Source organism: Sinorhizobium mexicanum (genome assembly GCF_013488225.1).
Taxonomy (GTDB): domain Bacteria; phylum Pseudomonadota; class Alphaproteobacteria; order Rhizobiales; family Rhizobiaceae; genus Sinorhizobium; species Sinorhizobium mexicanum.
Window position 1 is genome coordinate 1,407,807 of sequence record NZ_CP041238.1, and the last position, 24,189, is coordinate 1,431,995.

The window sequence follows — 24,189 nt, forward strand, 5'->3', positions numbered from 1 at the left end:
GGCCAAGTATCCGCCCGTACGAATAATCCCTGGATGTGCAGCATGAATCACGACGTCTATCCGGATTTTTATCTCGCCGACATCCTGCGCACGACGAAGACGATCGCCCTGGTCGGCGCCTCGCCCAAGGCAGAGAGGCCGAGTCACCGCGTGATGGCATTTCTGTTGCGCAAGGGATATCGCGTGATTCCGGTCAATCCGGGGCAGGTCGGCAGGACGATCCTTGACCAGCCAGTCGTGGCGAGGCTCTCGGATATCGACGAGCCGATCGACATGGTCGATGTCTTCCGCGCCGCACATGCACTGCCTGCGCTCATCGACGAAATCCTTGAGCTTCCGTCCTTGCCGAAGGTGATATGGGGACAACTGTCCGTGCGGGATGACGCGGCTGCCGCCAAGGCGGAGACCGCCGGGATCAAGGTCGTCATGGACCGCTGCCCCGCGATCGAATATCCGCGCCTCATAGGCTGACTGCATGATGCCTTGATCGCAGGCGCTACCGGCAAATAATGCAACAATACAAGGTACTTCGGTGACTTTGCGGGTCTGATTACGACGCGCGGCGCTGGAGGGCTCAGGGAGGAACGAATGACGAAAGCCGGTCCCGGTTTCAGCACGCTTGCAATTCACGCCGGGGCCCAGCCGGATCCGACGACTGGCGCGCGGGTGACGCCGATTTACCAGACGACGAGCTACGTTTTCGACAACACCGATCACGCGGCCGCACTCTTCGGCCTGCAGCAGTTCGGCAACATCTACACCCGGATCATGAATCCGACGCAAGCCGTGCTGGAAGAGCGCATCGCTGCGCTCGAAGGGGGCACGGCGGCACTGGCGGTCGCGTCTGGACATGCGGCGCAGCTTCTGGTCTTCCATACGATCATGCGGCCGGGCGACAACTTCGTTGCCGCGAAACAGCTATACGGCGGCTCGGTCAATCAGTTCGGCCATGCCTTCAAATCGTTCGACTGGCAGGTTCGCTGGGCGGACTGCTCGGATCCCGCAAGCTTCGATGCCAAAATCGATGAGCGGACCCAGGGGATCTTCGTAGAAAGTCTTGCCAATCCCGGTGGCACCTTCGTCGATGTCGCGGCAATCGCCGAGGTGGCGCGCAGACATGGCCTGCCGTTGATCGTCGACAACACGATGGCGACACCCTATCTGCTGCGGCCGCTGGAGCACGGCGCGGACATCGTGGTTCACTCGCTGACAAAGTTCATCGGCGGCCACGGCAATTCGATGGGCGGGATCATCGTCGATGGCGGCACCTTCGATTGGTCGAAGTCGGGCAAATACCCGCTCCTTTCCGAGCCGCGCCCGGAATATGCCGGCGTCGTGCTCCAGGAGGCCTTCGGCAACTTCGCCTTCGCCATCGCGGCGCGGGTGCTCGGCCTGCGCGATTTCGGGCCGGCGATCTCACCCTTCAACGCGTTCATGATCCTGACCGGCATCGAAACGCTGCCGCTCAGGATGCAGCGCCATTGCGACAATGCGCTGGCGGTCGCACGGTGGCTAAGGGAACACGACAAGATATCCTGGGTTCGCTATTCCGGTCTGGACGATGATCCGAACAACGCGCTTCAGAAGCGCTATTCTCCGAAGGGGGCGGGTGCCGTCTTTACCTTCGGGCTCGAGGGTGGCTACGACGCTGGAAAACGCTTCGTCGAGGGGCTCGAACTGTTCTCGCACCTCGCCAATATCGGCGACACGCGGTCGCTCGTCATCCACCCTGCATCGACCACGCATCGCCAGTTGACGCCGGAGCAGCAGGTCGCGGCCGGCGCCGGGCCCGACGTTATCCGGCTCTCCGTCGGCATCGAGGACGTTGCCGATATCATCGCCGACCTTGAGCAGTCGCTTGCGAAGATCTGAAACGGCGGTGCACCCATGACCAGTTTCCTGAAGTTTGATCTGTCCTCCATCGAAGCCGAGATTGGAGCGCCGGCGCCCGACCGGCTGATTTCCGGGAATCCTGAGTTTCGCACTTGGAACCTGGAGGAGGCAGACGGCGAGCTCTATGCGGGCATCTGGGAAGCGACCCCCGGAAAGTGGCGGATCGTTTACGACGAGTGGGAGTATTTCCACGTATTGTCCGGCCATTCGATCGTGACGGAGGAGGGGCGGGAGCCCATCCACCTGAGGGCCGGTGACAGCATGATCCTCAGACCCGGCTTCAAGGGAACCTGGGAAGTCGTTGAAACGACTCGGAAGGACTATGTTATCCGCCTGTAACGTCGCTACACCGCGACCAATGCTCCGTCTCAGCCACTTCTAAAGGCATCGGCAAAGCTGCTGGCTGCGATCAGGTTCAGGTCCTTGCGCAGCGCTTCCGACTGCGTCTTGCCGTAACTTTTCTCAAAGCGCGCCTGCGCTTCGGCCCAAAGTGCCAGCGCTTCCTCTTGTTTCCTCAAGCCGAGCGGGGTGAGTCGCACCCGCTTCACGCGGCGGTCATTGCGATCGGGCACGAGCTCGACATAGCCGTCGCGAATGAGCGGCTTCAATGTGTGACCGAGCGCCGAGAGATCCATGACCATGAGGTCGGCGAGCGTCTTGAGCGAGGCGTCACCGCTTCGCCAGATCTGGCTCAGCAGAGAGAATTGCGTGATCTTGAGGCCACTTGGCGCGAGGACATCGTCATAAAGCTGGCTCAGTTGGCGCGACGCGCGCCTCAACGCAGTGTTGGTGCAGACATCCCATACGCCGATATCTTCCTTCGTCACCAATCGCCTCCTCTGCGCTGCCGCGCTAGCATCGGCCCGAAAATCGGAATCGATTTTCGGAAAGCACGATGCGTAGATTCAAAGACTTACAGCGTCCTTTGGCGTTTGTCCGAAGGCGCGGCACTCTAGCACTTTCGTAGTGCCTCACTTGTCGAGCGTCCAGTTGTGGATTATATAGTGGCATATACCAGTAAATTTAACCACGACGGAGCGAAAAATGAGTGCAGCAGTCAACAAGGGAACGGCGCTGGTCACTGGCGCTTCTTCAGGTATCGGCGCCACCTATGCGGACCGTCTCGCGCGGCGCGGGCACAATCTCGTTCTCGTCGCGCGTGATGAAAAGCGCCTGCGCGAACTCGCCGCCCGCCTTGGCGCGCAACACGGCGTCAAAGTGGATGTCCTGAGAGCGGATTTGACGTCGAAGGACGATGTGCGAGCCGTGGAGAAACGGTTGCGCGAAGACGGCGCGATCGAGCTTCTCGTCAACAATGCCGGCATCGGGCCGAAGGGACCGCTGTTGAACGACGACCCTGACTATCTCGACACGATGATCGATCTCAATATTGTCGCCGTAAATCGCCTGGCAGTCGCCGCGGCGCAGACCTTTGCCCAACGTGGCAGGGGTGCGATCATCAACATCGCCTCGGTCGTCGCGCTCATTCCCGAGCGGTTCAACGGCACATACAGTGCAAGCAAGGCATTCGTGCTCAATCTCACGCAAGCGATCGATGCGGAAGTCGCGGACAAGGGCATCAGGGTTCAAGCCGTGCTGCCGGGCATCACTCGCACTGAGATCTTCGAACGCGCCGGCGTATCCTCGAGCCGCTTCGATCCTTCGATGGTTATGGATGTGACGGACATGGTCGATGCGGCCCTTGCGGGCTTCGACCAGGGCGAACTGATCACGGTTCCCTCGCTGCCGGATGCGCGCGATTGGCAGGCCTTGTTCGAAGCGCGCATGGTGCTCGCGCCCAATCTGTCCCACGACCGGCCGGCGGAGCGCTACGGGGTGCGGCGGGCCGAGGCCGTCTAGAATAATTCCAGGAAAAGTGCCCAGCGGTTTTATGAGGCAATGACAAGCTCTACCGCCGTCGACCCGCCGACTACCAGACGAGATCCAGACGCTCCAGGCCGTGGAAATGGAAACTGTCTTTGACATGCGGCTCGTGCTTGAGCCGCATGCCGGGCAGGCGTCGGAACAGGATCGGCAGGGAAAGCTTGAGTTCGAGGCGCGCGAGCGGCGCGCCGATGCAAAAGTGCAGGCCCGCACCAAATGAAACGTTCGGACCTTCGTCCCGATCCGGTTTGAATGTGTCGGGTGCCGAGAACTTCCGCGGATCGACATTGGCCGCACCCAGCATTAGTCCGATCTTGTCGCCCTTCTTGAGGGCGATGCCGTCCTCGAGCTCTATATCCGTCAGCGCATAGCGCTGGAAGATATGCAGCGGTGCGGCGAAGCGCAGGCACTCTTCGACGGTCCGTTCCGTCGCGTCCTCGGTTGCGAAGAGTTCCGCCGGGGAAAGACCCGATTGAAGGATTGTACGCACGGCATTGCCGATCTGATGGACCGTCGCCTCGTGGCCGGCATTCAAGAGCAGGACGGTCGTCGAGATCAGCTCGGCGTCCGAGAGTCGCTCCCCATCCTTCTCCGAAATGATCATATGCGTCAGCAGATCGTCGCCCGGATTGGCGCGCTTGTTCGCAATGATGTCGCGGAGATACGCGGCGAATTCGGCGGACGCTTGATTGGCATCGAGCTCCGTTTCGAAGCTCGGGTTGAAGACGTACATCCGGACCATGCGATGCGACCAGTCGAGGAGGCGAGGGGCGGCTCCCACAGGGATCCCCAGCATACGCGCGATGATGGTTACTGGGATCGTCTCGGCATAGGTCTTCAGCAATTCGACCTCGCCGTTCTTCTCGAAGCTATCGATGACGGCGTGCGAAAGCGCCTCTATCTCCGGTCTTAGCTGTTCGATCTGCCGCGAAACGAAAGCGCGGTTGACGAGCGTCCTCAACCGCGTGTGCGCCGGCGGCTCCAGTTCCAGCAACGAATGCGCCTCCAGCGCATCGAAATCCTTCAGATGCGGTTTCGGCTCCGGCATCCCGAGTTCGTCGCGCGTCGCGACATGCAGGATCTGGCGACCGAAACGGCGGTCACGCAGAAGGCCGTTCACCTGATCATAGCTGGCAAAGTACCATTGCTGCCGTTCCTCCCAGAAGAAGGCCGGACAGTGTGCATGGAGGGCCCCATAGGCAGGGAGCGGATTGCGGAAGAAGTCCGGATTGCGAACGTCGAGAGAAACGTGGCGGCTGGAACCGTCGATCGAAATACCGGGAGGAACAGGCATGACTCAACTCTTCACGTATGGCTAGACTTGCTGCTTCACCTCACTCTCTATTGCTCCGGACACGGGTGCTGCAAGCCCAATCGAGCGGCGGATGTGCGGTGCCGCCTCTCGACACGAGTCCGACGGCTCGGAAGGAACAAGATGCTTGGCCCGGACTTTTTCGGTGGCATGGGCCAACCTATTTGAGCATGATGCGGCAGCAAGCAGGGAGCGGCATGGCAAAAGTTCAGAACAGTTTATCCGCAGGTATTCTGGCGGCGATCCGCAAGCGACGGCCCACGGTGGTGGCGCGCGATGCGGCGGTGGACCGCGGGGACATCGTCATAGCCTCCTACAACATCCACAAATGCGTCGGCACCGATGGCCGGTTTGATCCAGCACGCACGGCTCAGGTCATCGGCGAGATCGGGGCGGATATCGTAGCCCTGCAGGAGGCGGACCAGCGCTTCGGCGAACGGGCCGGTCTGCTCGATCTCGAACACCTGCGGCGCGAGGCGCATCTGGTTTCGGTGCCGATCTCGCCCTTTTCGGCCAAAGGGCACGGCTGGCACGGCAACGTCCTCTTGCTGAGAGAAGGGGCGGTTTCTGACATCCGCCAGTTGAGGCTGCCTGGTGTCGAGCCGCGGGGCGCGCTGGTCGTCGATCTCGACCTCAAGGCCGGGCCGCTGCGGGTGATCGCCGCCCACCTTGGACTGTTGCGTCACTCGCGAGCCCAGCAGGCCGAAGCCCTTCTGCGCGCCGCAGCCGATGGGGTCGGCCGGCCGACGCTGCTTATCGGCGACCTCAACGAATGGCGCATGGGCAAACGTTCATCGCTCAAGTTTCTGAGCCCGACGTTCGATCCATCGCACGCAACTGTTGCCAGTTTTCCGTCGCGTTTTCCCCTGCTGCCGCTCGATCGCGTGCTTGGCAATCCGTATCATCTGGTCACGTCGGTGGCGGTGCACGACTCACCGCTTGCGCGCGTTGCTTCGGACCACCTGCCGGTAAAGGCATCGATTGATCTGAAGGCCGTTCACAAAAGCGACAACGATCAAGGTCGCACCGAACTGATTGGGACGGATCCGGCTTAAGCGGGCTGAGGCGGCGTGCGATGGTGCTCTGGATTACGCTCTTTCTTGCCGTTGTGATCGCCCTTGCCGGTGCGGCGATCCTCTACATCTACGGGCGGTTCGGACGTCGCCCGCAGGCGCAGCCCTCCTTTGCGCTGCCGGTGGGCGAGAACGAAACCGAGATCGATCTAGATACCGGTTTGCTTCTGCTCGATCATCCTCACCAAAGCGGCGTGGCGTTGATATCCGACAACATCGAGGCGTTTGTCGCGAGAGCGCACGCCGCGCGGCGAGCCGGGCGTAGCCTCGACCTGCAATATTACTACTGGAAGGACGATTTGACCGGGTTTCTGCTGACCCGCGAACTCGTCATGGCCGCCGACCGCGGCGTGCGCGTTCGATTGCTGCTCGACGATATCAATGCGGGCATCCATGATCGCCTGTGCATCTCGCTCGATGCTCATCCGAATATCGCGGTGCGCCTGTTCAATCCAAGCCGGGCGCGGACGGACCGCTTTCGCCGTGGCTTCGAGATGGCTATCCGCGCGTTCAGCGCAACACGCCGCATGCACAACAAACTGTGGGTAGCGGACGGGCGGTTGGCGATTGCCGGCGGACGCAATATTGGCGATGCCTATTTCGACGCGGCCGAACTCTCGAACTTTCGCGATCTGGATGTGTGGATGATTGGACCGGTCGTCGATCAGGCGACGGAGATGTTCGATCGCTACTGGAACAGCGCCTCCGTCCTGCCGATCGCGGCGCTGCGTACGCCGCGCAAGCAATTTCTGCCGGCGCTGCGTGAAACGCTCGATGCGCTTGCCCGCACCCCCGCCGCGCGTTTCTACCTGGAACAGGTCGACAAGGCGGTCGCAGAGAAGGGCTGCTTTCGGGGCAGCCGCCCGCTCCACCGGAGCGCGGACGTCCGTATTGCCTTCGATCCGCCTGAAAAGGCGCTGATGCAGAAGCGCCAAAACTGGCTGCTGCGTGAGCTCTTTCCGCTGATCAACGCCGCCAAGCGCGATCTGCGCATCATTTCCCCCTATTTCATCCCGGGCGCCGAAGGAACGCGCGAACTGACGGCGCTCGCCAAGAAGGGGGCGAAGGTGGCCGTGCTGACGAATTCGCTCGCGGCGACGGACGTCGCCGCCGTACATGGCGGCTATGTGAAATATCGCAAAGGGCTGCTGCGCGGCGGAATTGACCTGTTCGAGCTCAAAGAGCGCGGCGATTTCATCGATCGGCACCGCATGTCTCTGTTCGGCGCCCGCAATGCAAGCCTTCACACCAAGGCCTTCGTCATCGACGGGGTGACCGGATATGTCGGCTCGATGAATTTCGATCCGCGTTCTGCCTCGCTCAACACGGAAATGGGGGTCGTGTTTTCGGATGAAGCGTTGGCAAAGGAACTTCAATCGATATTCGACGACGAGACATTGCCGGAAATGAGTTATAGGCTGGCGTTGGAGAATGGCAGGCCGGTCTGGCGTGATCGCTCGAACCGGACGGAAAGATTGCTGCGGCGCGAGCCGGATGCTGGCATTCTTCGGCGGATGATCGCCGGAGCAATCCGCTTCTTGCCGCTGGAGTCTCAACTATGAAAGCGCGGCACGTTTCAAGTGTGGCGAGCTTTACCGATCGTTTACCGATGCGTCCGCAATGCCTGTTAGCAATCGGGGCAAGATGGGCATGTCGGGGAGGTCAGACCTTGAGGCGGATGGCCCGCGACCATTATGCCTATCGAATGTTCGCGACTTGAAGTGAAGGGCATTGACACTCTATGTAAGGGTAGAGGCTTATCCGATGATTCCCGGTCCGCGAGGGATTGCGGCCCCGATTGATGAAGGTTCGATATGAGAAATCCAGTTGATACGGCCATGGCGCTGGTGCCGATGGTTGTTGAACAGACCAACCGCGGCGAACGTTCCTACGACATTTTTTCGCGTCTGCTCAAGGAGCGGATCATCTTCCTGACGGGCCCGGTCGAAGATCAGATGGCAACGCTCGTCTGCGCCCAGCTGCTTTTCCTCGAGGCTGAAAACCCGAAGAAAGAGATCGCGCTTTACATCAATTCGCCGGGCGGCGTCGTGACGGCCGGCATGGCGATCTACGATACGATGCAGTTCATCAAGCCGGCTGTCTCCACGCTTTGCATCGGACAGGCGGCATCCATGGGTTCGCTGTTGCTCGCGGCGGGCCACAAGGACATGCGTTTCGCGACTCCGAATTCCCGCATCATGGTGCATCAGCCTTCCGGCGGCTTCCAGGGGCAGGCGTCTGATATCGAGCGGCATGCGAGAGATATCCTGAAGATGAAGCGCCGGCTCAACGAGGTCTATGTCAAGCATTGCGGACGGACCTATGAAGAGGTCGAACAGACGCTCGATCGCGACCATTTCATGAGCTCTGACGAGGCTCTGGACTGGGGGCTGATCGACAAGGTCATCACGTCGCGTGAGGCAGCCGAAGGCGCTGAACAAGCTTGATTTCAAGCTTTTGTGTCACCGGCGATGCAATTGTGACACATTTGTAATAGCTAAGGGGCTTTATCGACAGGGTAAAGCCGTTAATATGAACCAAAGTGCTGTGTTGGAGTTTGAAAACATGGTGCTCGGGTTTCGGCGGGAGAGTCGTTGCGGCCGAAATTCAGGCGATTGCCTGGTACGGTGAGTACTCCCAAGAACCTTGCGATGGGTGGCAAGCTTTTTGCGCAAGGTGAATTGAGTGGTCCGGGATATCTTTCCGAAGGTGTCCGGCGTGCTGGAAGGAAGTGGAAATGAGCAAGGTCAGCGGTAGCAACGGCGGTGACTCGAAAAATACCCTCTATTGTTCGTTTTGCGGCAAGAGCCAGCATGAGGTTCGCAAGCTGATCGCAGGGCCGACCGTGTTCATCTGCGATGAATGCGTCGAACTTTGCATGGACATCATCCGCGAAGAGAACAAGACCTCGATGGTCAAGTCGCGCGATGGCGTTCCTACTCCGCAGGAAATCATCAAGGTTCTCGACGAATACGTCATCGGCCAGCAGCAGGCCAAGCGCATTCTGTCGGTCGCCGTTCACAACCACTACAAGCGCCTCGCGCATGCCGCGAAGAGCAGCGACGTGGAACTGGCGAAATCCAACATCATGCTCGTCGGGCCGACCGGTTGCGGCAAGACCTACCTGGCGCAGACGCTCGCCCGGATCATCGACGTTCCCTTTACGATGGCCGACGCAACGACGTTGACGGAAGCGGGCTATGTCGGTGAGGACGTCGAGAACATCATCCTGAAGCTGCTGCAGGCGGCCGACTACAACGTCGAGCGCGCTCAGCGCGGTATCGTCTATATCGACGAGGTCGACAAGATTTCGCGCAAGTCGGACAATCCCTCGATCACCCGCGACGTTTCGGGCGAAGGCGTGCAGCAGGCTCTTCTGAAGATCATGGAAGGCACTGTGGCGTCCGTGCCGCCACAGGGTGGCCGCAAGCATCCGCAGCAGGAGTTCCTGCAGGTGGACACGACAAACATCCTCTTTATCTGCGGCGGCGCGTTCGCAGGGCTCGACAAGATCATTTCGGCTCGTGGTGAAAAGACGTCGATCGGCTTTGGCGCCACCGTCCGTGCTCCGGAAGACCGCCGCGTCGGCGAGGTATTGCGCGAGCTTGAGCCGGAAGATCTCGTCAAGTTTGGCCTGATCCCCGAGTTCATCGGCCGTCTGCCGGTTCTGGCGACGCTCGAGGATCTCGATGAGGATGCACTGATCCAGATTCTTTCGGAGCCGAAGAACGCTCTGGTCAAGCAGTATCAGCGTCTGTTCGAAATGGAGGACGTCGAGCTGACCTTCCACGAGGACGCTCTGCGCGAGATCGCTCGACGCGCCATCGTGCGCAAGACCGGCGCGCGCGGCCTGCGCTCGATCATGGAAAAGATCCTGCTCGACACCATGTTCGAACTGCCGACGCTCGAAGGCGTTCGCGAGGTGGTGATATCGGACGAGGTGGTCAAGGGAACCGCCCGGCCGCTCTACATCTACTCGGAGCGCTCCGACGAGAAGACCAACGTTTCGGCCTAGTTCTTCTCTTTCACGAATGTTTGAAAAGCCCGCCCCGCGCGGGCTTTTCCATTTTGTGCACATAGCTGTTGAGATGGGGTCGCAGCCCGTTCGAATTAATGAAACTGTGGTTGCTAAAGCGCAGTAACAACGCGATGATGCGACGATTCAGTGAAGGCCCGTTTGCTGCCTGTCGTTGATGTTTCGACGTCCTTTCGCAAGGTCCGCAACAGCGTCCAAGCGTAAGGAACGGGAACTGTCCATGAAAGGGAGACTGCGCCGTACCTTGAAAAGGCCGCTCTTGCACTCCACTTTCATGAAGAAAAAATGACAGCCGGGAGTGCCATAGGGCTCCCGGGAACGGGCCCGAAATCGGGACGGAAAGGAAATGACATGACGAACAAAACGTCCTCGGCGACTGAAAGCGCGACATATCCGGTTCTGCCGCTGCGTGACATCGTAGTCTTCCCGCACATGATCGTGCCGCTCTTCGTCGGGCGGGAGAAGTCGATCCGCGCGCTGGAAGAGGTCATGGGCACCGACAAGCAGATCATGCTTGCCACCCAGATCAACGCCACCGACGACGACCCGGAACCTTCCGCCATCTATCATGTCGGAACCATCGCAAACGTGTTGCAGCTGCTGAAGCTTCCCGATGGGACCGTAAAGGTTCTCGTCGAAGGCCGCGTGCGTGCGGAGATCGATCGCTATACGCAGCGCGAGGAATTCTACGAAGCGCAGGCCCATGCGCTGCATGAACCGGAAGAAGATCCGGTCGAGATCGAAGCGCTGAGCCGCTCGGTGGTGTCCGAATTCGAGAGCTACGTAAAGCTCAACAAGAAGATTTCTCCCGAGGTCGTCGGCGTTGCAAGCCAGATCGAAGACTATTCGAAGCTTGCCGATACGGTCGCATCGCACCTCTCCATCAAGATCGTCGAAAAGCAGGAGATGCTGGAGACGACGAGCGTGAAGATGCGCCTCGAAAAGGCGCTCGGCTTCATGGAAGGCGAGATTTCGGTCCTGCAGGTCGAAAAGCGTATCCGTTCGCGCGTCAAGCGCCAGATGGAGAAGACCCAGCGCGAATATTACCTCAATGAACAGATGAAGGCGATCCAGAAGGAGCTTGGCGACAGCGAGGACGGCCGCGACGAGATGGCCGAAATCGAAGAGCGCATTGCGAAGACCAAGCTCTCCAAGGAAGCGCGCGAGAAGGCTGATGCGGAACTGAAGAAGCTGCGCCAGATGAGCCCGATGTCCGCGGAAGCGACCGTCGTGCGCAACTATCTGGACTGGCTGCTTGGTATGCCGTGGGGCAGGAAGTCCAAGATCAAGACCGACCTCAATCACGCCGAGAAGGTGCTCGATACCGACCACTTCGGCTTGGACAAGGTCAAGGAGCGCATCGTCGAGTACTTGGCGGTGCAGGCGCGCTCGTCCAAGATCAAGGGCCCGATCCTGTGCCTCGTCGGCCCTCCCGGCGTCGGCAAGACCTCGCTCGCCAAGTCGATCGCAAAGGCAACCGGCCGTGAATACATTCGCATGGCGCTTGGCGGCGTTCGCGACGAGGCTGAGATCCGCGGTCACCGCCGGACCTATATCGGCTCGATGCCCGGCAAGGTCGTCCAGTCGATGAAGAAGGCGAAGAAGTCCAACCCGCTCTTCCTGCTCGACGAAATCGACAAGATGGGCCAGGACTTCCGCGGCGACCCGTCCTCGGCATTGCTGGAAGTGCTCGATCCGGAACAGAACTCGACCTTCATGGATCACTACCTGGAAGTCGAATATGACCTCTCGAACGTGATGTTCATCACCACCGCGAATACGCTGAATATTCCGGCGCCGCTGATGGACCGCATGGAAGTGATCCGGATTGCCGGTTACACCGAAGAGGAAAAGCTGGAGATCGCAAAGCGGCACCTCTTGCCGAAGGCGATCCGCGACCACGCACTGCAGCCGAAGGAATTTTCGGTGACGGACGACGCGCTGATGGCCGTTATCCAGACCTATACGCGTGAGGCCGGCGTCCGCAATTTCGAGCGCGAACTGATGAAGCTCGCTCGCAAGGCCGTGACCGAGATCCTCAAGGGTAAGGCCAAGAAGGTCGAAGTGACAGCGGAAAACATCGCCGACTACCTCGGTGTTGCGCGGTTCCGCCACGGTGAGGCCGAGCGGGACGATCAGGTCGGCGTGGTCACGGGACTGGCCTGGACCGAGGTCGGCGGCGAATTGCTGACGATCGAAGGTGTCATGATGCCCGGCAAGGGCCGCATGACGGTGACCGGCAACCTGCGTGACGTGATGAAGGAATCGATTTCGGCGGCCGCCTCCTATGTCCGTTCGCGTGCGATCGATTTCGGCATCGAGCCGCCGCTCTTCGACAAGCGCGACATCCACGTGCACTTGCCCGAGGGCGCTACGCCGAAGGACGGCCCGTCCGCGGGCGTTGCAATGGCAACGGCGATCGTCTCGGTGATGACCGGCATTCCGATCTCCAAGGACGTGGCGATGACCGGCGAGATCACCCTGCGCGGTCGCGTGCTGCCGATCGGTGGTCTGAAGGAGAAGCTGTTGGCGGCTCTGCGCGGCGGCATCAAGAAGGTGCTGATCCCCGAGGAGAACGCCAAGGATCTCGCCGAGATCCCGGACAATGTGAAGAACAACCTCGAAATCATCCCGGTTTCGCGGATGGGCGAGGTTCTCGAACATGCCCTGACGCGTCGGCCCGAACCGATCGAGTGGGACCCGGCGAACCAACCGTCGCCGGTCGCATCGGTCGATTCGCAGGACGAAGCAGGCGCTTCGATCGCCCACTGATCAAGTCCCGGAAGGGGCGGGGGACTGTGTCCCGCTTGCGCCCCTCGCCAGAAAAACAAGGAAGACCGGCACTTTGCCGGTCTTTTTTGTTGTAAAAACCCTTCGCAAGCCTTGCATTCCAAGGGATTAGGCGCAATTGGGAATGGCAAGACGTGGGCGATGCGCAAGCTGCCCCGGCTTAACAAGACAGTCGTTTCGAACCAATGAAAGGGGTGGAAACATGAACAAAAATGAGCTCGTGTCTGCGGTTGCTGAGAAGGCCGGACTTTCCAAGACCGATGCGTCTTCTGCAGTTGATGCAGTTTTCGAGACCATCCAGGCTGAACTGAAGAGCGGCGGCGATATCCGCCTCGTCGGTTTCGGCAACTTCTCCGTGACCCGTCGCGAAGCCTCGAAGGGCCGCAACCCGTCCACGGGCGCGGAAGTTGACATCCCGGCCCGCAACGTGCCGAAGTTCACGGCCGGCAAGGGCCTCAAGGACGCTGTCAACTAATCTGGTGTTTGCGGGTTCCAGAACCCCAGCGAACATCTCACTGCACCCTGTCTTGCCGTTTCCCTTGTGAGAACACAGGCAGCAGGGAGGTTCATGTTTCATCTGCCGCGGCGCCGCCTGATGGCGGAAGCAAGCAAGCAGATCAATTGAGGCCCGGTTCGCCCGGGCCTCTTTTCGTTTCTACCTCCGTGTCATTGAGCTGTTACACGACGGTTGCACAAGCCTCCCATCCGGCGCGTGAGACGATCGGGCGATTCCGGATGCCAACAGCGGCACAGGGCAGGGGCTATTTGCCCATGTGTCGCGACACGGAGGGACACGTGAAGACATTTTCAATCACCACAGCATTGGCGGCAGCGCTCGCCGCATCGACGGCATCAGCCGTCCATGCAGAACAGGTTTTCAACCGCGTCGCATCCTTTGCCGTCGCGGACAATCTGCCGGAAGGTGCGGATCGCAAAGCCGCGACCTCGGCCGAAATCATAACGGCAAGCGAGGATGGCAACACGCTCATCTATTCCGACAGCCCCGGAAAGCGCATCGGCTTCATCGACATCACCGATGCCAAGGCACCGAAGGCGGGCGGCATCGTATCGTTCGACGGCGAGCCGACGTCGGTTGCAGTCGCTGGCGCGAGGGCGCTTGTTGCCGTCAATACCCGCGAAAGCTTTACGAAGCCCTCGGGCCTCGTCGCTGTCGTCGACCTCGCGACGAAGAAGGTCGACACGACTTGCGACCTTGGCGGCCAGCCGGACTCGGTTGCGGTCAACAAGGACAAGACGCTTGCGGCCATCGCGATCGAGAACGAGCGTGACGAGGAAGTGAACGACGGGAAGATTCCGCAGATGCCGGCCGGCGATCTCGTCGTCCTGTCGCTGAAGGATGGCGTCCCGGATTGCTCGAGCATCAAGCATGTGGCGCTGACAAGTCTCGCCGACATAGCCGGCGAAGACCCGGAGCCGGAGTTCGTCGCCTTCAACAGCAAGGATGAAATCGCCCTGACGCTGCAGGAGAACAACCATATCGTCATCATCGACGGCAAGTCCGCCAGCGTAAAGACGCATTTCTCCGCAGGCACCGTCGATCTCAAGAACATCGACACCAAGCGTGATGGCGCCATCTCGTTCACCGGCGAGCAGGCCGGCGTAAAGCGGGAACCGGATGCCGTGAAGTGGCTCGATGACAGCCGTCTGGTCGTTGCCAACGAGGGCGACTACGAAGGCGGCGCGCGCGGCTTCACCATCTTCGATACGACCGGCAAGGTGCTGTTTGAATCCGGTGCAGCCTTCGAACATGCGATCGCGGCAATCGGCCACTACCCCGAGAAGCGGTCCTCGGCAAAGGGTGTCGAGCCGGAAGGCGTGGAACTGGCGCAATATGGCAAGGACAAGCTCTTCTTCGTGCTCACCGAGCGCGCCTCGATCGTCGGCGTCTACAAGGACACCGGCGGCGAACCGGAACTGCTGCAACTCCTGCCGTCCGGAATTGGACCCGAGGGCGCCGTTGCCATCCCGGGCCGCAATCTGTTTGCGACCGCCAACGAGACGGACCTCGTCGAGGAAGGCGGTGCGCGGGCACACGTGATGATCTATGAACGGAGGGAGGGCGAGCCGGCCTATCCGCAAATTCGCTCGGCTGAGAAGGATGGCCTGCCGATCGGTTTCGGGGCGCTCTCCGGCCTTGCGGCAGTTGCAGAGAAGCCAGGCTTCGTGCGCGCTGTCAGCGACTCGGTATTTTCGTCGCAACCGACGATCTTTACGATCGATGCCACGCAGAAGCCCGCTCTGATCACGGAAGCGCTGCGGATCACCCGCGATGGCGCTCCTGCCCAGAAGCTCGACATCGAAGGCGCTGCCAATGACGGCGAAGGCGGCTTCTGGCTCGCCTCCGAAGGCGATGCGGACAAGCTCTACAGCCATGCGCTCATCCACGTGAACAAGAAAGGCGAGATCAAGCAGGAGATCGTGATCCCGGCAGAGCTGCGTGCAAACGAGACCCGCTATGGCTTCGAGGGCATTGCGACGGTGGGCGAAGGCGACAGCCAAGTCCTTTGGATGGCAATCCAGCGTGAATGGAAGGACGACGAGAAGGGCTTCGTCAAACTCGTCTCCTACAAGCCGGCGAGCAAAGAGTGGGGCGCCGTGCGCTATCCGCTCGACAAGTCGGAAGAAGGCTGGGTCGGCCTTTCGGAAATCGCCGTCCATGGCGACTATGCCTATGTCATCGAGCGCGACAACCTGATCGGGCAAGCGGCCAAGCTGAAGAAGCTCTACCGCATCGCGCTCGCCGACCTGAAGCCGGCTGCACTCGGCGGCGAACTGCCGGTCGTCAAGAAGGAAGAGGTTCGTGATCTCATTCCGGAGCTCAAGGCTCTAAACGGCTACGTCGTTGACAAGGTCGAGGGCTTTACCATTGACGCGGCTGGAAACGGTTATGTCGTGACGGACAACGATGGCGTCGACGACTCCTCCGGCGAGACCCTGTTCTTCTCCATCGGCGCCATCGACGCGATGTAAGCGCGAACGCCTGGAGAAAACGTAAGGGGCCGGGACATGACGTCCCGGCCCCTTGTGATTCGGAGCTTTTCAGTGTTGTCTAGCGTGCGACGGCGACCTGTGCCTCTTCGGCCTCTTCCTTGCGCTTGCGGATTTCGTCGGTCTTTTCCACCAGCTTGCTGACGATATCGTAAAGCTGGTCGAGTTGCTCGTCGTCGAGCGCCGAGAAGATTTCCTCGATAAGCTGTTTGCGCGGATGTTCGGCCGCTTCGAGCACGACCCGCCCGGTTTCGGTGATCGAGACGATCTTCGCGCGGCGGTCCTCCGGATCAGGCTTCCGCATCACCAGACGGTCGCGCTCCAGTCCGTCGATGGCCTCGGTGACGGTCCGCGGCGCGAAATTAAGCGCGCAGGCGATATCCGTGGATCGGCAAGGACCGAGCTTGCTCAGAAAGAACAGGAACTTGCTTCGGGCAAGCGATACGCCTTCCTCCGTCATCGACTCGTTCACCAATCGATGAACGCGATGATAAAGTTCGAACAGCTTGTCGGAAACTTCGAATGTCTTCTTCATGACCTTCATAGGTATTTGTTGAGGTGCCATGTCAAATGGCAGTAACACTATTGATAGTTACAATTGGCACATTTGTCGACAAAAACCTCTTAATTCTTAAGGCGTGTTGGTTCAGCGGAAAGAAACGGCCCGGTTGTCGAGGGCGTTTTGTGTGATCAGCCGGGAAACTGCGAACCACATCGTGCAGGCGTGGCGCAGTCCTGCCACGGGAAGCGATCATCGCCAGCGACGCTGGCAGTGTGATCATCTGTGGCCGACCGGTTGGGCGCCATTGACGGGCGAGGCAGCGTCGGGCCATGGTCGGCCATGCCCTTCCGCTTCGTCCACACCGCAGATCTCCACCTCGATTCACCCTTGCGCAGCCTGGCTCTCAGAAATGGGGAACTCGCCGACCTCGTGCGCGGAGCAACCCGCGGCGCATTGGCAAGCATCGTCGATCTATGCATCGCCGAAAGCGTCGACGCGCTGCTGATTGCCGGCGACCTCTATGATGGCAGCCAGACCTCCATGAACACCGCGCTTTTCCTTGCCGGTGAATTGCGTCGCCTGGACGCGACCGGTATCCGGACTTTCGTCATTCGTGGGAACCACGACGCGCAGTCCCAGGTGACGCGCGAGTTGACCTTGCCACCGTCGGTTCACGTGTTCCAGGGGCGAAGCAAGCCGATGCTTGCCAAGACACTGGCAAGCGGCAGAACGGTTCATATTCACGGGGTGAGCTTTGCCAACCCGCACGCACCGGAGAGCCTCCTGCCGTCATTTCATCCGCCGGTTGCCGACGCGATCAACATCGGCATGCTGCACACGAGCCTTTCCGGCTCGCAGGGACATGATCGCTATGCGCCCTGCAGCGTCGCCGATCTCCAACGGCATGGTTTCGACTATTGGGCGCTCGGCCATGTCCACCAGCGTCAGGTGCACAGCGAGCAACCGTTCATTGTGATGCCGGGCATGCCGCAGGGCCGCGACATCAACGAGGCGGGAGCCAAAGGTGTAACCCTCGTCACGATCGACGATGACGGGCGTATCGAAATAGAGGAGCGCCCGATCGGTGCGGCCGTGTTCGAGCGACTATCCGTGGATATCACGGACGCGGCGGAGTGGCGCGACGTACTGGATCTCGTGACCCGCGCTCTCACCCGTCTGCGGCATGAGATATCGGCGGAGAATCTCATCCTGCGCTTATCGCTGACAGGCAGCTCTCCGCTGGCTTGGCGCCTGAAAAGGGACGCGGACCTTCTGCAAACCGAACTCGCAAACATCTCTGCCGGGCTCAGTGGATGCTGGGTCGAGAAAATCGACCTTCTCTGCCGGGAACCGCGAGCGCAGGGCGATCGGCCGTCGCGGGAGCCGGTGGAGGAACTCGCCTCGCTGGTCGAAAGCGAAGTGTTGCCGGCCTTCGGCTTTCGCGAAGAAATAAGAGCTGTCGCCGAAGAACTCTTGCAGCAGCTACCGCCTGAGTTGCGACAGACGCTGGCGCCCGATGAAGACGCGCTTGAAGAACTGGTGGTGAATGCCGGCCTCATGGGGAGTGGAAATGTGCTGGCACATCTCCACGGCGCCGCCGCCGGTGGCGACTGATGCGGCTCCAGCAACTCGATCTGGTGCGCTACGGAAAGTTCACCGCGCGCAGCCTCGATTTCGGCAACGCCAAGTCCGAAAAACCGGACTTTCATCTGGTTTACGGTCCGAACGAGGCCGGCAAGTCGACCTTGTTTTCCGGTTTCCTCGATCTGCTTTTCGGGATCGAGCGCCTCAGCCCCTATGGCTTTCTGCATCCCTATCAGACGATGCGCGTCGGTGGCATCGTGGAGACTGCCGGCAGGCGACATCAGGCGTATCGCATCAAGCGCAACGCAAACAGCCTGATTGGCCCCGACGAGCATCCGCTGCCCGAAAATCTCTTTTCGGCCGCCCTCGGCTCTATCGATCGCGCGACCTATCGCACGATGTTTTCGCTGGACGATGACAGCATTGAGCAGGGCGGTGAAAGCATCCTGAAGAGCGAGGGCGAGCTTGGCTCGCTGCTGTTTTCCGCGAGTTCCGGCCTGCCGGACAGCAGCGCCGTATTGGCGACCTTGCGTGCCGAGGCAGATGCCTTCTACAGGCACCAAGGACGCAAGCACGAACTTGCGGAGCTGAGGGGCGCGCTCGACACGCTGAAGGCCGAGCGCAACGCGCTCGACATCAACGCCCGCGAATACGCGTCGCTTCGCAAGACGGTGGCAAGTGCCCGTGAGCGCCATGATGGCGCGTCGACGCGGCGCGCGGAACTGCGCGTTGCCCGGGACCGCACACGTGCCCAGCTCGATTGCATGCCGCTTCTCGGCCGGCTTCGCAGCGTGCGGGAAGATCTCGCCCGCCAAGAGGCTCTGCCGGTGCCGCCTTCGCAATGGTGGAGCGACCTGCCGGCGCTCCGCAAAACAGAAACGGAAATCGTCGCCCGGTTTTCGCAGCTGAACGAAGAGTTGCGGCGCCGACGCGAAGAACTGGAAGGCTTGCCTCTGGACGCGCTGGCGCTGGCGCTTGCTGAGCGGTTTGAACTGCTGCGCGAAACGGCGCTCGACGCCCGCTATCTCACGGCAGCACGCGACATGCCGTCTCGTATCGAGGAGCTTGCCGTTACGTCAGCCGGTATCGAGGCCTGTCTCGTCCGCCTCGGTCAAAAAAGTCATCCCGATCCCGCCGCCCTTCTTCTGCCTGCTGCAGCCGGTGCCCGGCTGCAGGATCTCGTGCGGCGTCACGCAACGCTCGCCGAGAGGCTTTTATCCGCGTGTGAGGAGGTCGGGAAGGCGAAGCGGCAGTGGCAGGAGGCCGACCGCGACCTCGCCCGGCTCGATGGAAGCGGGAGGGATCTCAGGCATCTCGCGGAACGTCTGCGGTTGGCGCGGCAGAGCGACTGCCTGCTTCGACAACAGGCGGCAAGCCGGGAGATCGATCGCCTGGAAGCGGAGCTTTCCGACAAGCTCGACAGCTTGCGGCCGTTCAAGGGAAGCGCCGACGAGCTTGCGGCGGTCTCTATCCCGGCGCCCGGTGTGGTCGAGGCTTGGCGGGCCGAAGCAGCGTTGCAGGCAGAGCGGCGACTGCGTCTCGACGCCAGGATTGCAGACGAGAGCGAACGTCAGGCCGGAGACGAAGCGCGTCTTGCGGCGCTCAGCTCTTTCGGCGGGGCCGTGGACGACGCCGCCGCAAATGAGTTGCGCCTGCGGCGTGATCTTGCCTGGCAGGAGCATCGGCTCCGGCTGGATGACGTCACCGCGGGCACCTTCGAGACGCTGCTTAAAGAGGACGACCGAGCAATCGCGTTCCGGCTGGGGCAGGCGGAACGGGTCGCGGAGCTGCGCGGCCTGACATGCGCGATTACCGAACGCCGCGCCCGCCTGCGCGAACTTGAAGAGCAAAGACGCGTGGCGGTCAGCGAACGCGGGCAATTGGACGCCGCAGTTGGGCGAGCCGCCGGCGCCTGCGGGTTACCCTGCGTCATCCCGTTGCCGCAACTGGAAGCCTGGTTGGGGGCACGCGCCGCCGCGCTCGAAGTCCGGGCGGCGTTGCGCGCGGCGCGTCTTGAGCACGAGCGGGCGGCCAACGAAGAAGCGATAATGGTTCGCGCACTGCAGGACGAGCTTGCATGCGTTGGAGCGACCGAGAACTTGCCGGTGCATCTCGACGGCTTGCTCGCAGCGGCGGAGCGCGTCATATCCGAGGCGCAGACGGCCGCCGCCGCCCATCGTGCCGCTGTTGAACAGCATCGCCGGACCTCGGAATCACTGGAAAACCGGCAGATCACGCTCGAGATCGCGGAGGCGGAAATGGCCGCCTGGCAGCGTGAATGGCACGAGGCGCTCGTAGGGACCTGGCTCGCAGGACAAATCGGGCAGCCAAATCCGCAAGAGCCAAATCCACGAGGGCCAAATCCAAACGAGATTGGGCCGATGCTTGCGGTCCTGCAGGACTTCGACAAGCTGATGCAGCGCAAAGCCGATCTCGATCACCGAATAGCAGGCATGCGCAAGGACCAGATCGCGTTTGCCGAGGCGGTTTCAAGTTTGGCCGAAGCATTCGGGTTGCGGGAGAGCGCCGGTGACCCCCTGATGCTCTTTGCCGCCTTGCGCGATCGGATCGGTTTCGCTCACCGGCAGCAGGAGCGCCGCGGGACGGCGATCGTCAGCATTGAGCGAATGGAAGAGGACCTGCAAAGGCTGCACGCGGAGGAGCGGCTTCACATCTGCGCGAAGCAGGTCATGCTCGATTTCTTCGGCTGCGTCACGCTTGACGAAGCCGGCACTTGCCTGGACGCCGCGCGCGAGCAGGAGAGGCTCAGGCAAAGGCTCGCCGAACTCGAGGACGATCTTGCCACGCGGCTCGGCGTCGGCACCTGTGATGAGGCCGAGGCGATGCTGGCAGCGGTCGACGAGACGGCCTTGCGGCACGAACTCGCCGGGTTGGAAGAAGCGATTGACGCTGCAGATCGCGATGTCAGCGAGTTGCATGCCGAGGTGCGGAGCAGGGAAAAGGCGCTCGGTGACGTCGAAGGCGGAGACAGCGTTGCCGTACTGGAGCAGCGGCGCCGAACACTGCTTCTCGACATCGAGAACAAGGCGATCGGCTATTTGCGGTTGAGGGCAGGGGTGATCGCGGCCGAGCAGGCGCTACGGCTGTTTCGCGAGCGCCACCGCAGCGCCATGATGCAACGGGCATCCCGGATGTTCATGCAGATCAGCGGCGGCGAATATTCCGGTCTCTCCACCCATGCGGACAAGGGGCAGGAGTTCCTGATCGCCAATGTCGCCTCGGGCGGCTCGAAGCTCGCCGGCGATCTTTCGAAGGGCACGCGGTTCCAGCTCTATCTCGCTCTCCGAATCGCCGGCTACCACGAGGTTGCTGCCGCTCGGGAGGCGCTGCCGTTTATCGCGGACGACATCATGGAAACATTCGACGACGATCGCGCCGGTCGCGCTTTCGAATTGATGGCGGACATGGCACGGGTGGGACAGGTGATCTATCTTACCCATCATGAACACCTTTGCGATGTCGCGCGGGACGCTTGCCCGTCGGTAACCATTCACAGGCTGTAGCGAAGCGCCGGCTTCACGCTGTCTTGGACCCGAGCAATTCCAGGAAAAGTGTATAACGGTTTTCCGTCCGGAATTGCGTTGTTCCAAGAGTTCTACAACACGGAGGATCCAGGCATGGAAATCATCGAATGTGGATCGCGGCCTTCGGTGCGGGGCGCGACTGAGTATTTCACCGGATCGGTGCGGCAAGACCCCGTGCTAGAGGCACCCCATCCGGCGCGCGTTCGTGTCGTCACCGTGACCTTCGAGCCCGGCGCACGCACGGCGTGGCATACACACCCGCTTGGCCAGACCCTGATCGTGACGGCCGGCCGCGGATTGGCCCAAACCTGGGGCGGAACGCTACGCGAGATTCGCGCGGGCGACGTCGTGTGGTTTCCGCCGGGCGAAAAACATTGGCACGGGGCCGGGCCGGATACCGCGATGGCGCACATCGCCATCCAGGAAGCGCTCGACGGCAAGGTGGTTGACTGGCTCGAACACGTGACGGTTGAGCAGTACAGCGGAGCGTGAAGAGGTCGCGCGGTTTAAGAGGCGGATGCCGCTGTGTCGCTTCGTTTTTTGGATGAATGGTGGGCGATGAGAGACTCGAACTCCCGACATCCTCGGTGTAAACGAGGCGCTCTACCAACTGAGCTAATCGCCCTCTCGCGTTTCGAACAAGCGTGTCCGCCGCGTCGGTGGGCGTGATCTATGCGCAACCGGGAAAAACCGCAAGAGCATTTGCAGGTTTTTTCGAATTTTTTTGTGAACACGGGTTTCGCGCCAGAGCGTATTGCCATCGCTTGTGGACAACTTCCGGCGGGATCACTGGTTGTCTTCAGTCAGGGGCTTGGCTCGCATGTGCGCCGGTAGACGCGGCGGCCGCCGTCACACAGAGAGATCGCACGAAGATGTCGGATGGTGCTTGCCGCATGGCGTGTCGGGTCGTGCCTGAATCCGTATCGCCAAGCGGGCTGTGGATCAAAAACCGCTCGGTCACGGATTTGTCTTCAAACACGCTTGACACCCAAATGCGAACCGCTTAGTTAGCCGCTCATCGAACGGCAGGGCCGCTTTGATGCGGGGCGAACAAAAGTCGCTCCGGCCTAGTCAAGATGATGCGGGTGTAGCTCAGTCGGTTAGAGTGCCGGCCTGTCACGCCGGAGGTCGCGGGTTCGAGCCCCGTCACTCGCGCCACTCTTGAAAGGCAAAGCAGCGGCATTCTCAAAATGTGCCGATGATGTAATAATGGCCGCATGGCCATGATGCGCGGGTGTAGCTCAGTCGGTTAGAGTGCCGGCCTGTCACGCCGGAGGTCGCGGGTTCGAGCCCCGTCACTCGCGCCATTTCTCCTGTCTTTCGATGCGATCTGTTGGCGCGGTTTTCGGCATTTTGCATTGCGGCATTCTGTCTCGGTTGGCAATCGTCTGCGGCGAAGTTCCTCTATTCCCGCAAATGCGCGCTTTGACGCTGCTGTAGCGAATAATGTCGCATTATCCTTGCGCCGCGAAGCGGTTTAAATGCCCCTTGAAGGCTTGCGCGCGGGCGCGGCCTGCGCTAACCACTCTGGCGTTGCAACATATTTTTCGGCCTGCGAGATTTGTTGTTCTGGCGCTTCTCCGGCGCTCTCCCGCAGGCAGGGACGGATAACAATGACTGAACTTCTCGGTTCCTATGTTCCGATCGCGATTTTCATTGGAATCGCTCTTGTGATCGGCCTCGCACTCTTGGTCGCCCCCTTCGCTGTTGCCTTCAAGGCGCCCGATTCGGAAAAGCTGTCGGCCTACGAGTGTGGCTTCAACGCGTTCGACGACGCTCGCATGAAGTTCGACATCCGTTTCTATCTCGTGTCGATCCTCTTCATCATCTTCGATCTGGAAGTGGCGTTCCTCTTCCCCTGGGCAGTTTCGTTCAGGGACATGGGCTGGTTCGGCTTCTGGTCGATGATGGTCTTCCTCCTGGTGCTGACGGTCGGCTTTATCTATGAATGGAAGAAGGGAGCGCTGGAATGGAATTGACCTCCGGCACCACGCTCGTTGCGCCGCAGCCGAAGGGGATCATCGATCCCGCGACCGGCAAGCCGATCGGCAGCAATGACGCTTTCTTCGGCGAGATCAACAACGAGCTCGCCGACAAGGGTTTTCTCGTTACCTCGACCGACGAGCTGATCAACTGGGCCCGCACCGGTTCGCTGATGTGGATGACCTTTGGTCTTGCCTGCTGCGCCGTCGAAATGATGCAGATGTCGATGCCGCGCTATGACGCCGAACGTTTCGGCTTCGCGCCGCGCGCCTCGCCGCGCCAGTCCGACGTCATGATCGTCGCCGGTACGCTGACCAACAAGATGGCGCCTGCGCTTCGCAAGGTCTACGACCAGATGCCGGAGCCGCGCTATGTCATCTCGATGGGGTCCTGCGCCAACGGCGGCGGCTATTATCACTATTCCTATTCGGTCGTACGTGGTTGCGACCGCGTCGTTCCCGTCGACATCTATGTGCCAGGCTGTCCTCCCACGGCAGAAGCGCTGCTTTACGGCGTGCTTCTGCTGCAGAAGAAGATCCGCCGGACCGGCACGATCGAGCGCTAAGGGCAGGGGGTCT

General features: G+C 60.9%; 19 protein-coding genes and 3 tRNA genes. 18 read left to right on the forward strand and 4 right to left on the reverse strand.

Annotated features, from left to right (window positions below):
* Window positions 1–42 precede the first annotated feature (42 nt).
* The 3 genes from FKV68_RS06610 to FKV68_RS06620 all read left to right on the forward strand — a co-directional run bounded on the left by FKV68_RS06610 (window position 43) and on the right by FKV68_RS06620 (window position 2,232).
* Window positions 43–471: a CoA-binding protein gene (locus FKV68_RS06610; protein WP_180940747.1), complete on the forward strand. Its 429-nt coding sequence runs from the start codon at window positions 43–45 to the stop codon at window positions 469–471.
* A gap of 117 nt (window positions 472–588) precedes the next feature.
* Window positions 589–1,872, forward strand: a complete 1,284-nt coding sequence (locus tag FKV68_RS06615) for an O-acetylhomoserine aminocarboxypropyltransferase (RefSeq protein WP_180940749.1) — start codon at window positions 589–591, stop codon at window positions 1,870–1,872.
* Window positions 1,873–1,887: 15 nt separating this feature from the next.
* On the forward strand, window positions 1,888–2,232 hold the full coding sequence (locus FKV68_RS06620) for a cupin domain-containing protein (RefSeq protein WP_180940751.1): 345 nt from the start codon (window positions 1,888–1,890) through the stop codon (window positions 2,230–2,232).
* A 29-nt stretch (window positions 2,233–2,261) separates the two neighbouring features.
* On the opposite strand, the gene FKV68_RS06625 is transcribed toward FKV68_RS06620, so the two are convergent.
* Window positions 2,262–2,720: a MarR family winged helix-turn-helix transcriptional regulator gene (locus tag FKV68_RS06625; protein WP_180940752.1), complete on the reverse strand. Its 459-nt coding sequence runs from the start codon at window positions 2,718–2,720 to the stop codon at window positions 2,262–2,264.
* 217 nt (window positions 2,721–2,937) lie between these two features.
* On the opposite strand from FKV68_RS06625, the gene FKV68_RS06630 reads away from it, so the two are divergent.
* Entirely contained in the window at window positions 2,938–3,753 is an 816-nt protein-coding gene (locus tag FKV68_RS06630; protein ID WP_180940753.1) for an SDR family NAD(P)-dependent oxidoreductase, read from the forward strand.
* Between the two features lie 70 nt (window positions 3,754–3,823).
* Here FKV68_RS06630 and FKV68_RS06635 read toward each other — a convergent pair whose 3' ends face one another.
* Window positions 3,824–5,071: a cytochrome P450 gene (locus tag FKV68_RS06635; protein ID WP_180940755.1), complete on the reverse strand. Its 1,248-nt coding sequence runs from the start codon at window positions 5,069–5,071 to the stop codon at window positions 3,824–3,826.
* 215 nt (window positions 5,072–5,286) lie between these two features.
* On the opposite strand from FKV68_RS06635, the gene FKV68_RS06640 reads away from it, so the two are divergent.
* From FKV68_RS06640 to FKV68_RS06670, 7 genes are all read left to right on the forward strand, one after another.
* Window positions 5,287–6,144, forward strand: a complete 858-nt coding sequence (locus FKV68_RS06640; RefSeq protein ID WP_180941429.1) for an endonuclease/exonuclease/phosphatase family protein — start codon at window positions 5,287–5,289, stop codon at window positions 6,142–6,144.
* A 20-nt stretch (window positions 6,145–6,164) separates the two neighbouring features.
* Window positions 6,165–7,724 (forward strand): phospholipase D family protein, encoded by a 1,560-nt coding sequence (locus FKV68_RS06645; protein ID WP_180940757.1) that lies wholly within the window; start codon window positions 6,165–6,167, stop codon window positions 7,722–7,724.
* Between the two features lie 252 nt (window positions 7,725–7,976).
* Window positions 7,977–8,609 carry an ATP-dependent Clp endopeptidase proteolytic subunit ClpP gene (gene clpP, locus FKV68_RS06650; RefSeq protein WP_180940759.1) on the forward strand — a complete coding sequence of 211 codons (633 nt, stop codon included), beginning with the start codon at window positions 7,977–7,979 and terminating at the stop codon, window positions 8,607–8,609.
* 290 nt (window positions 8,610–8,899) lie between these two features.
* Window positions 8,900–10,177, forward strand: coding sequence for an ATP-dependent Clp protease ATP-binding subunit ClpX (gene clpX / locus FKV68_RS06655; RefSeq protein WP_180940760.1), 1,278 nt, complete (start codon window positions 8,900–8,902; stop codon window positions 10,175–10,177).
* 372 nt (window positions 10,178–10,549) lie between these two features.
* Window positions 10,550–12,970 (forward strand): endopeptidase La, encoded by a 2,421-nt coding sequence (lon, locus tag FKV68_RS06660; protein ID WP_180940762.1) that lies wholly within the window; start codon window positions 10,550–10,552, stop codon window positions 12,968–12,970.
* Window positions 12,971–13,190: 220 nt separating this feature from the next.
* Complete coding sequence (hupB, locus tag FKV68_RS06665) at window positions 13,191–13,463, forward strand: DNA-binding protein HupB (protein WP_180940763.1); 273 nt, start codon at window positions 13,191–13,193, stop codon at window positions 13,461–13,463.
* A 320-nt stretch (window positions 13,464–13,783) separates the two neighbouring features.
* Window positions 13,784–15,979 (forward strand): esterase-like activity of phytase family protein, encoded by a 2,196-nt coding sequence (locus FKV68_RS06670; RefSeq protein ID WP_180940764.1) that lies wholly within the window; start codon window positions 13,784–13,786, stop codon window positions 15,977–15,979.
* A 79-nt stretch (window positions 15,980–16,058) separates the two neighbouring features.
* Here FKV68_RS06670 and FKV68_RS06675 read toward each other — a convergent pair whose 3' ends face one another.
* On the reverse strand, window positions 16,059–16,532 hold the full coding sequence (locus FKV68_RS06675) for a MarR family winged helix-turn-helix transcriptional regulator (protein ID WP_180940765.1): 474 nt from the start codon (window positions 16,530–16,532) through the stop codon (window positions 16,059–16,061).
* 306 nt (window positions 16,533–16,838) lie between these two features.
* Between FKV68_RS06675 and FKV68_RS06680 the strand changes: the two genes are divergently transcribed.
* The 3 genes from FKV68_RS06680 to FKV68_RS06690 all read left to right on the forward strand — a co-directional run bounded on the left by FKV68_RS06680 (window position 16,839) and on the right by FKV68_RS06690 (window position 22,120).
* Complete coding sequence (locus FKV68_RS06680; RefSeq protein ID WP_180941430.1) at window positions 16,839–18,113, forward strand: metallophosphoesterase family protein; 1,275 nt, start codon at window positions 16,839–16,841, stop codon at window positions 18,111–18,113.
* Complete coding sequence (locus FKV68_RS06685; RefSeq protein WP_180940766.1) at window positions 18,113–21,607, forward strand: ATP-binding protein; 3,495 nt, start codon at window positions 18,113–18,115, stop codon at window positions 21,605–21,607. Before FKV68_RS06680 ends, FKV68_RS06685 begins: the two co-directional genes overlap by 1 nt.
* 114 nt (window positions 21,608–21,721) lie before the next feature.
* Window positions 21,722–22,120, forward strand: coding sequence for a (R)-mandelonitrile lyase (locus FKV68_RS06690; protein ID WP_180940767.1), 399 nt, complete (start codon window positions 21,722–21,724; stop codon window positions 22,118–22,120).
* A gap of 57 nt (window positions 22,121–22,177) precedes the next feature.
* Here the strand turns inward: FKV68_RS06690 and FKV68_RS06695 are convergent.
* Window positions 22,178–22,253 (reverse strand) — tRNA-Val (locus tag FKV68_RS06695).
* Between the two features lie 456 nt (window positions 22,254–22,709).
* Between FKV68_RS06695 and FKV68_RS06700 the strand changes: the two genes are divergently transcribed.
* The 4 genes from FKV68_RS06700 to FKV68_RS06715 all read left to right on the forward strand — a co-directional run bounded on the left by FKV68_RS06700 (window position 22,710) and on the right by FKV68_RS06715 (window position 24,176).
* Window positions 22,710–22,786, forward strand: a tRNA-Asp gene (locus FKV68_RS06700).
* A 72-nt stretch (window positions 22,787–22,858) separates the two neighbouring features.
* A tRNA-Asp gene (locus FKV68_RS06705) sits at window positions 22,859–22,935 on the forward strand.
* A 306-nt stretch (window positions 22,936–23,241) separates the two neighbouring features.
* Window positions 23,242–23,607: an NADH-quinone oxidoreductase subunit A gene (locus FKV68_RS06710; protein WP_180940768.1), complete on the forward strand. Its 366-nt coding sequence runs from the start codon at window positions 23,242–23,244 to the stop codon at window positions 23,605–23,607.
* Entirely contained in the window at window positions 23,598–24,176 is a 579-nt protein-coding gene (locus FKV68_RS06715) for a NuoB/complex I 20 kDa subunit family protein (protein WP_180940769.1), read from the forward strand. The genes FKV68_RS06710 and FKV68_RS06715 overlap by 10 nt, the downstream gene beginning before the upstream one ends.
* The last annotated feature ends 13 nt before the right edge of the window (window positions 24,177–24,189 follow it).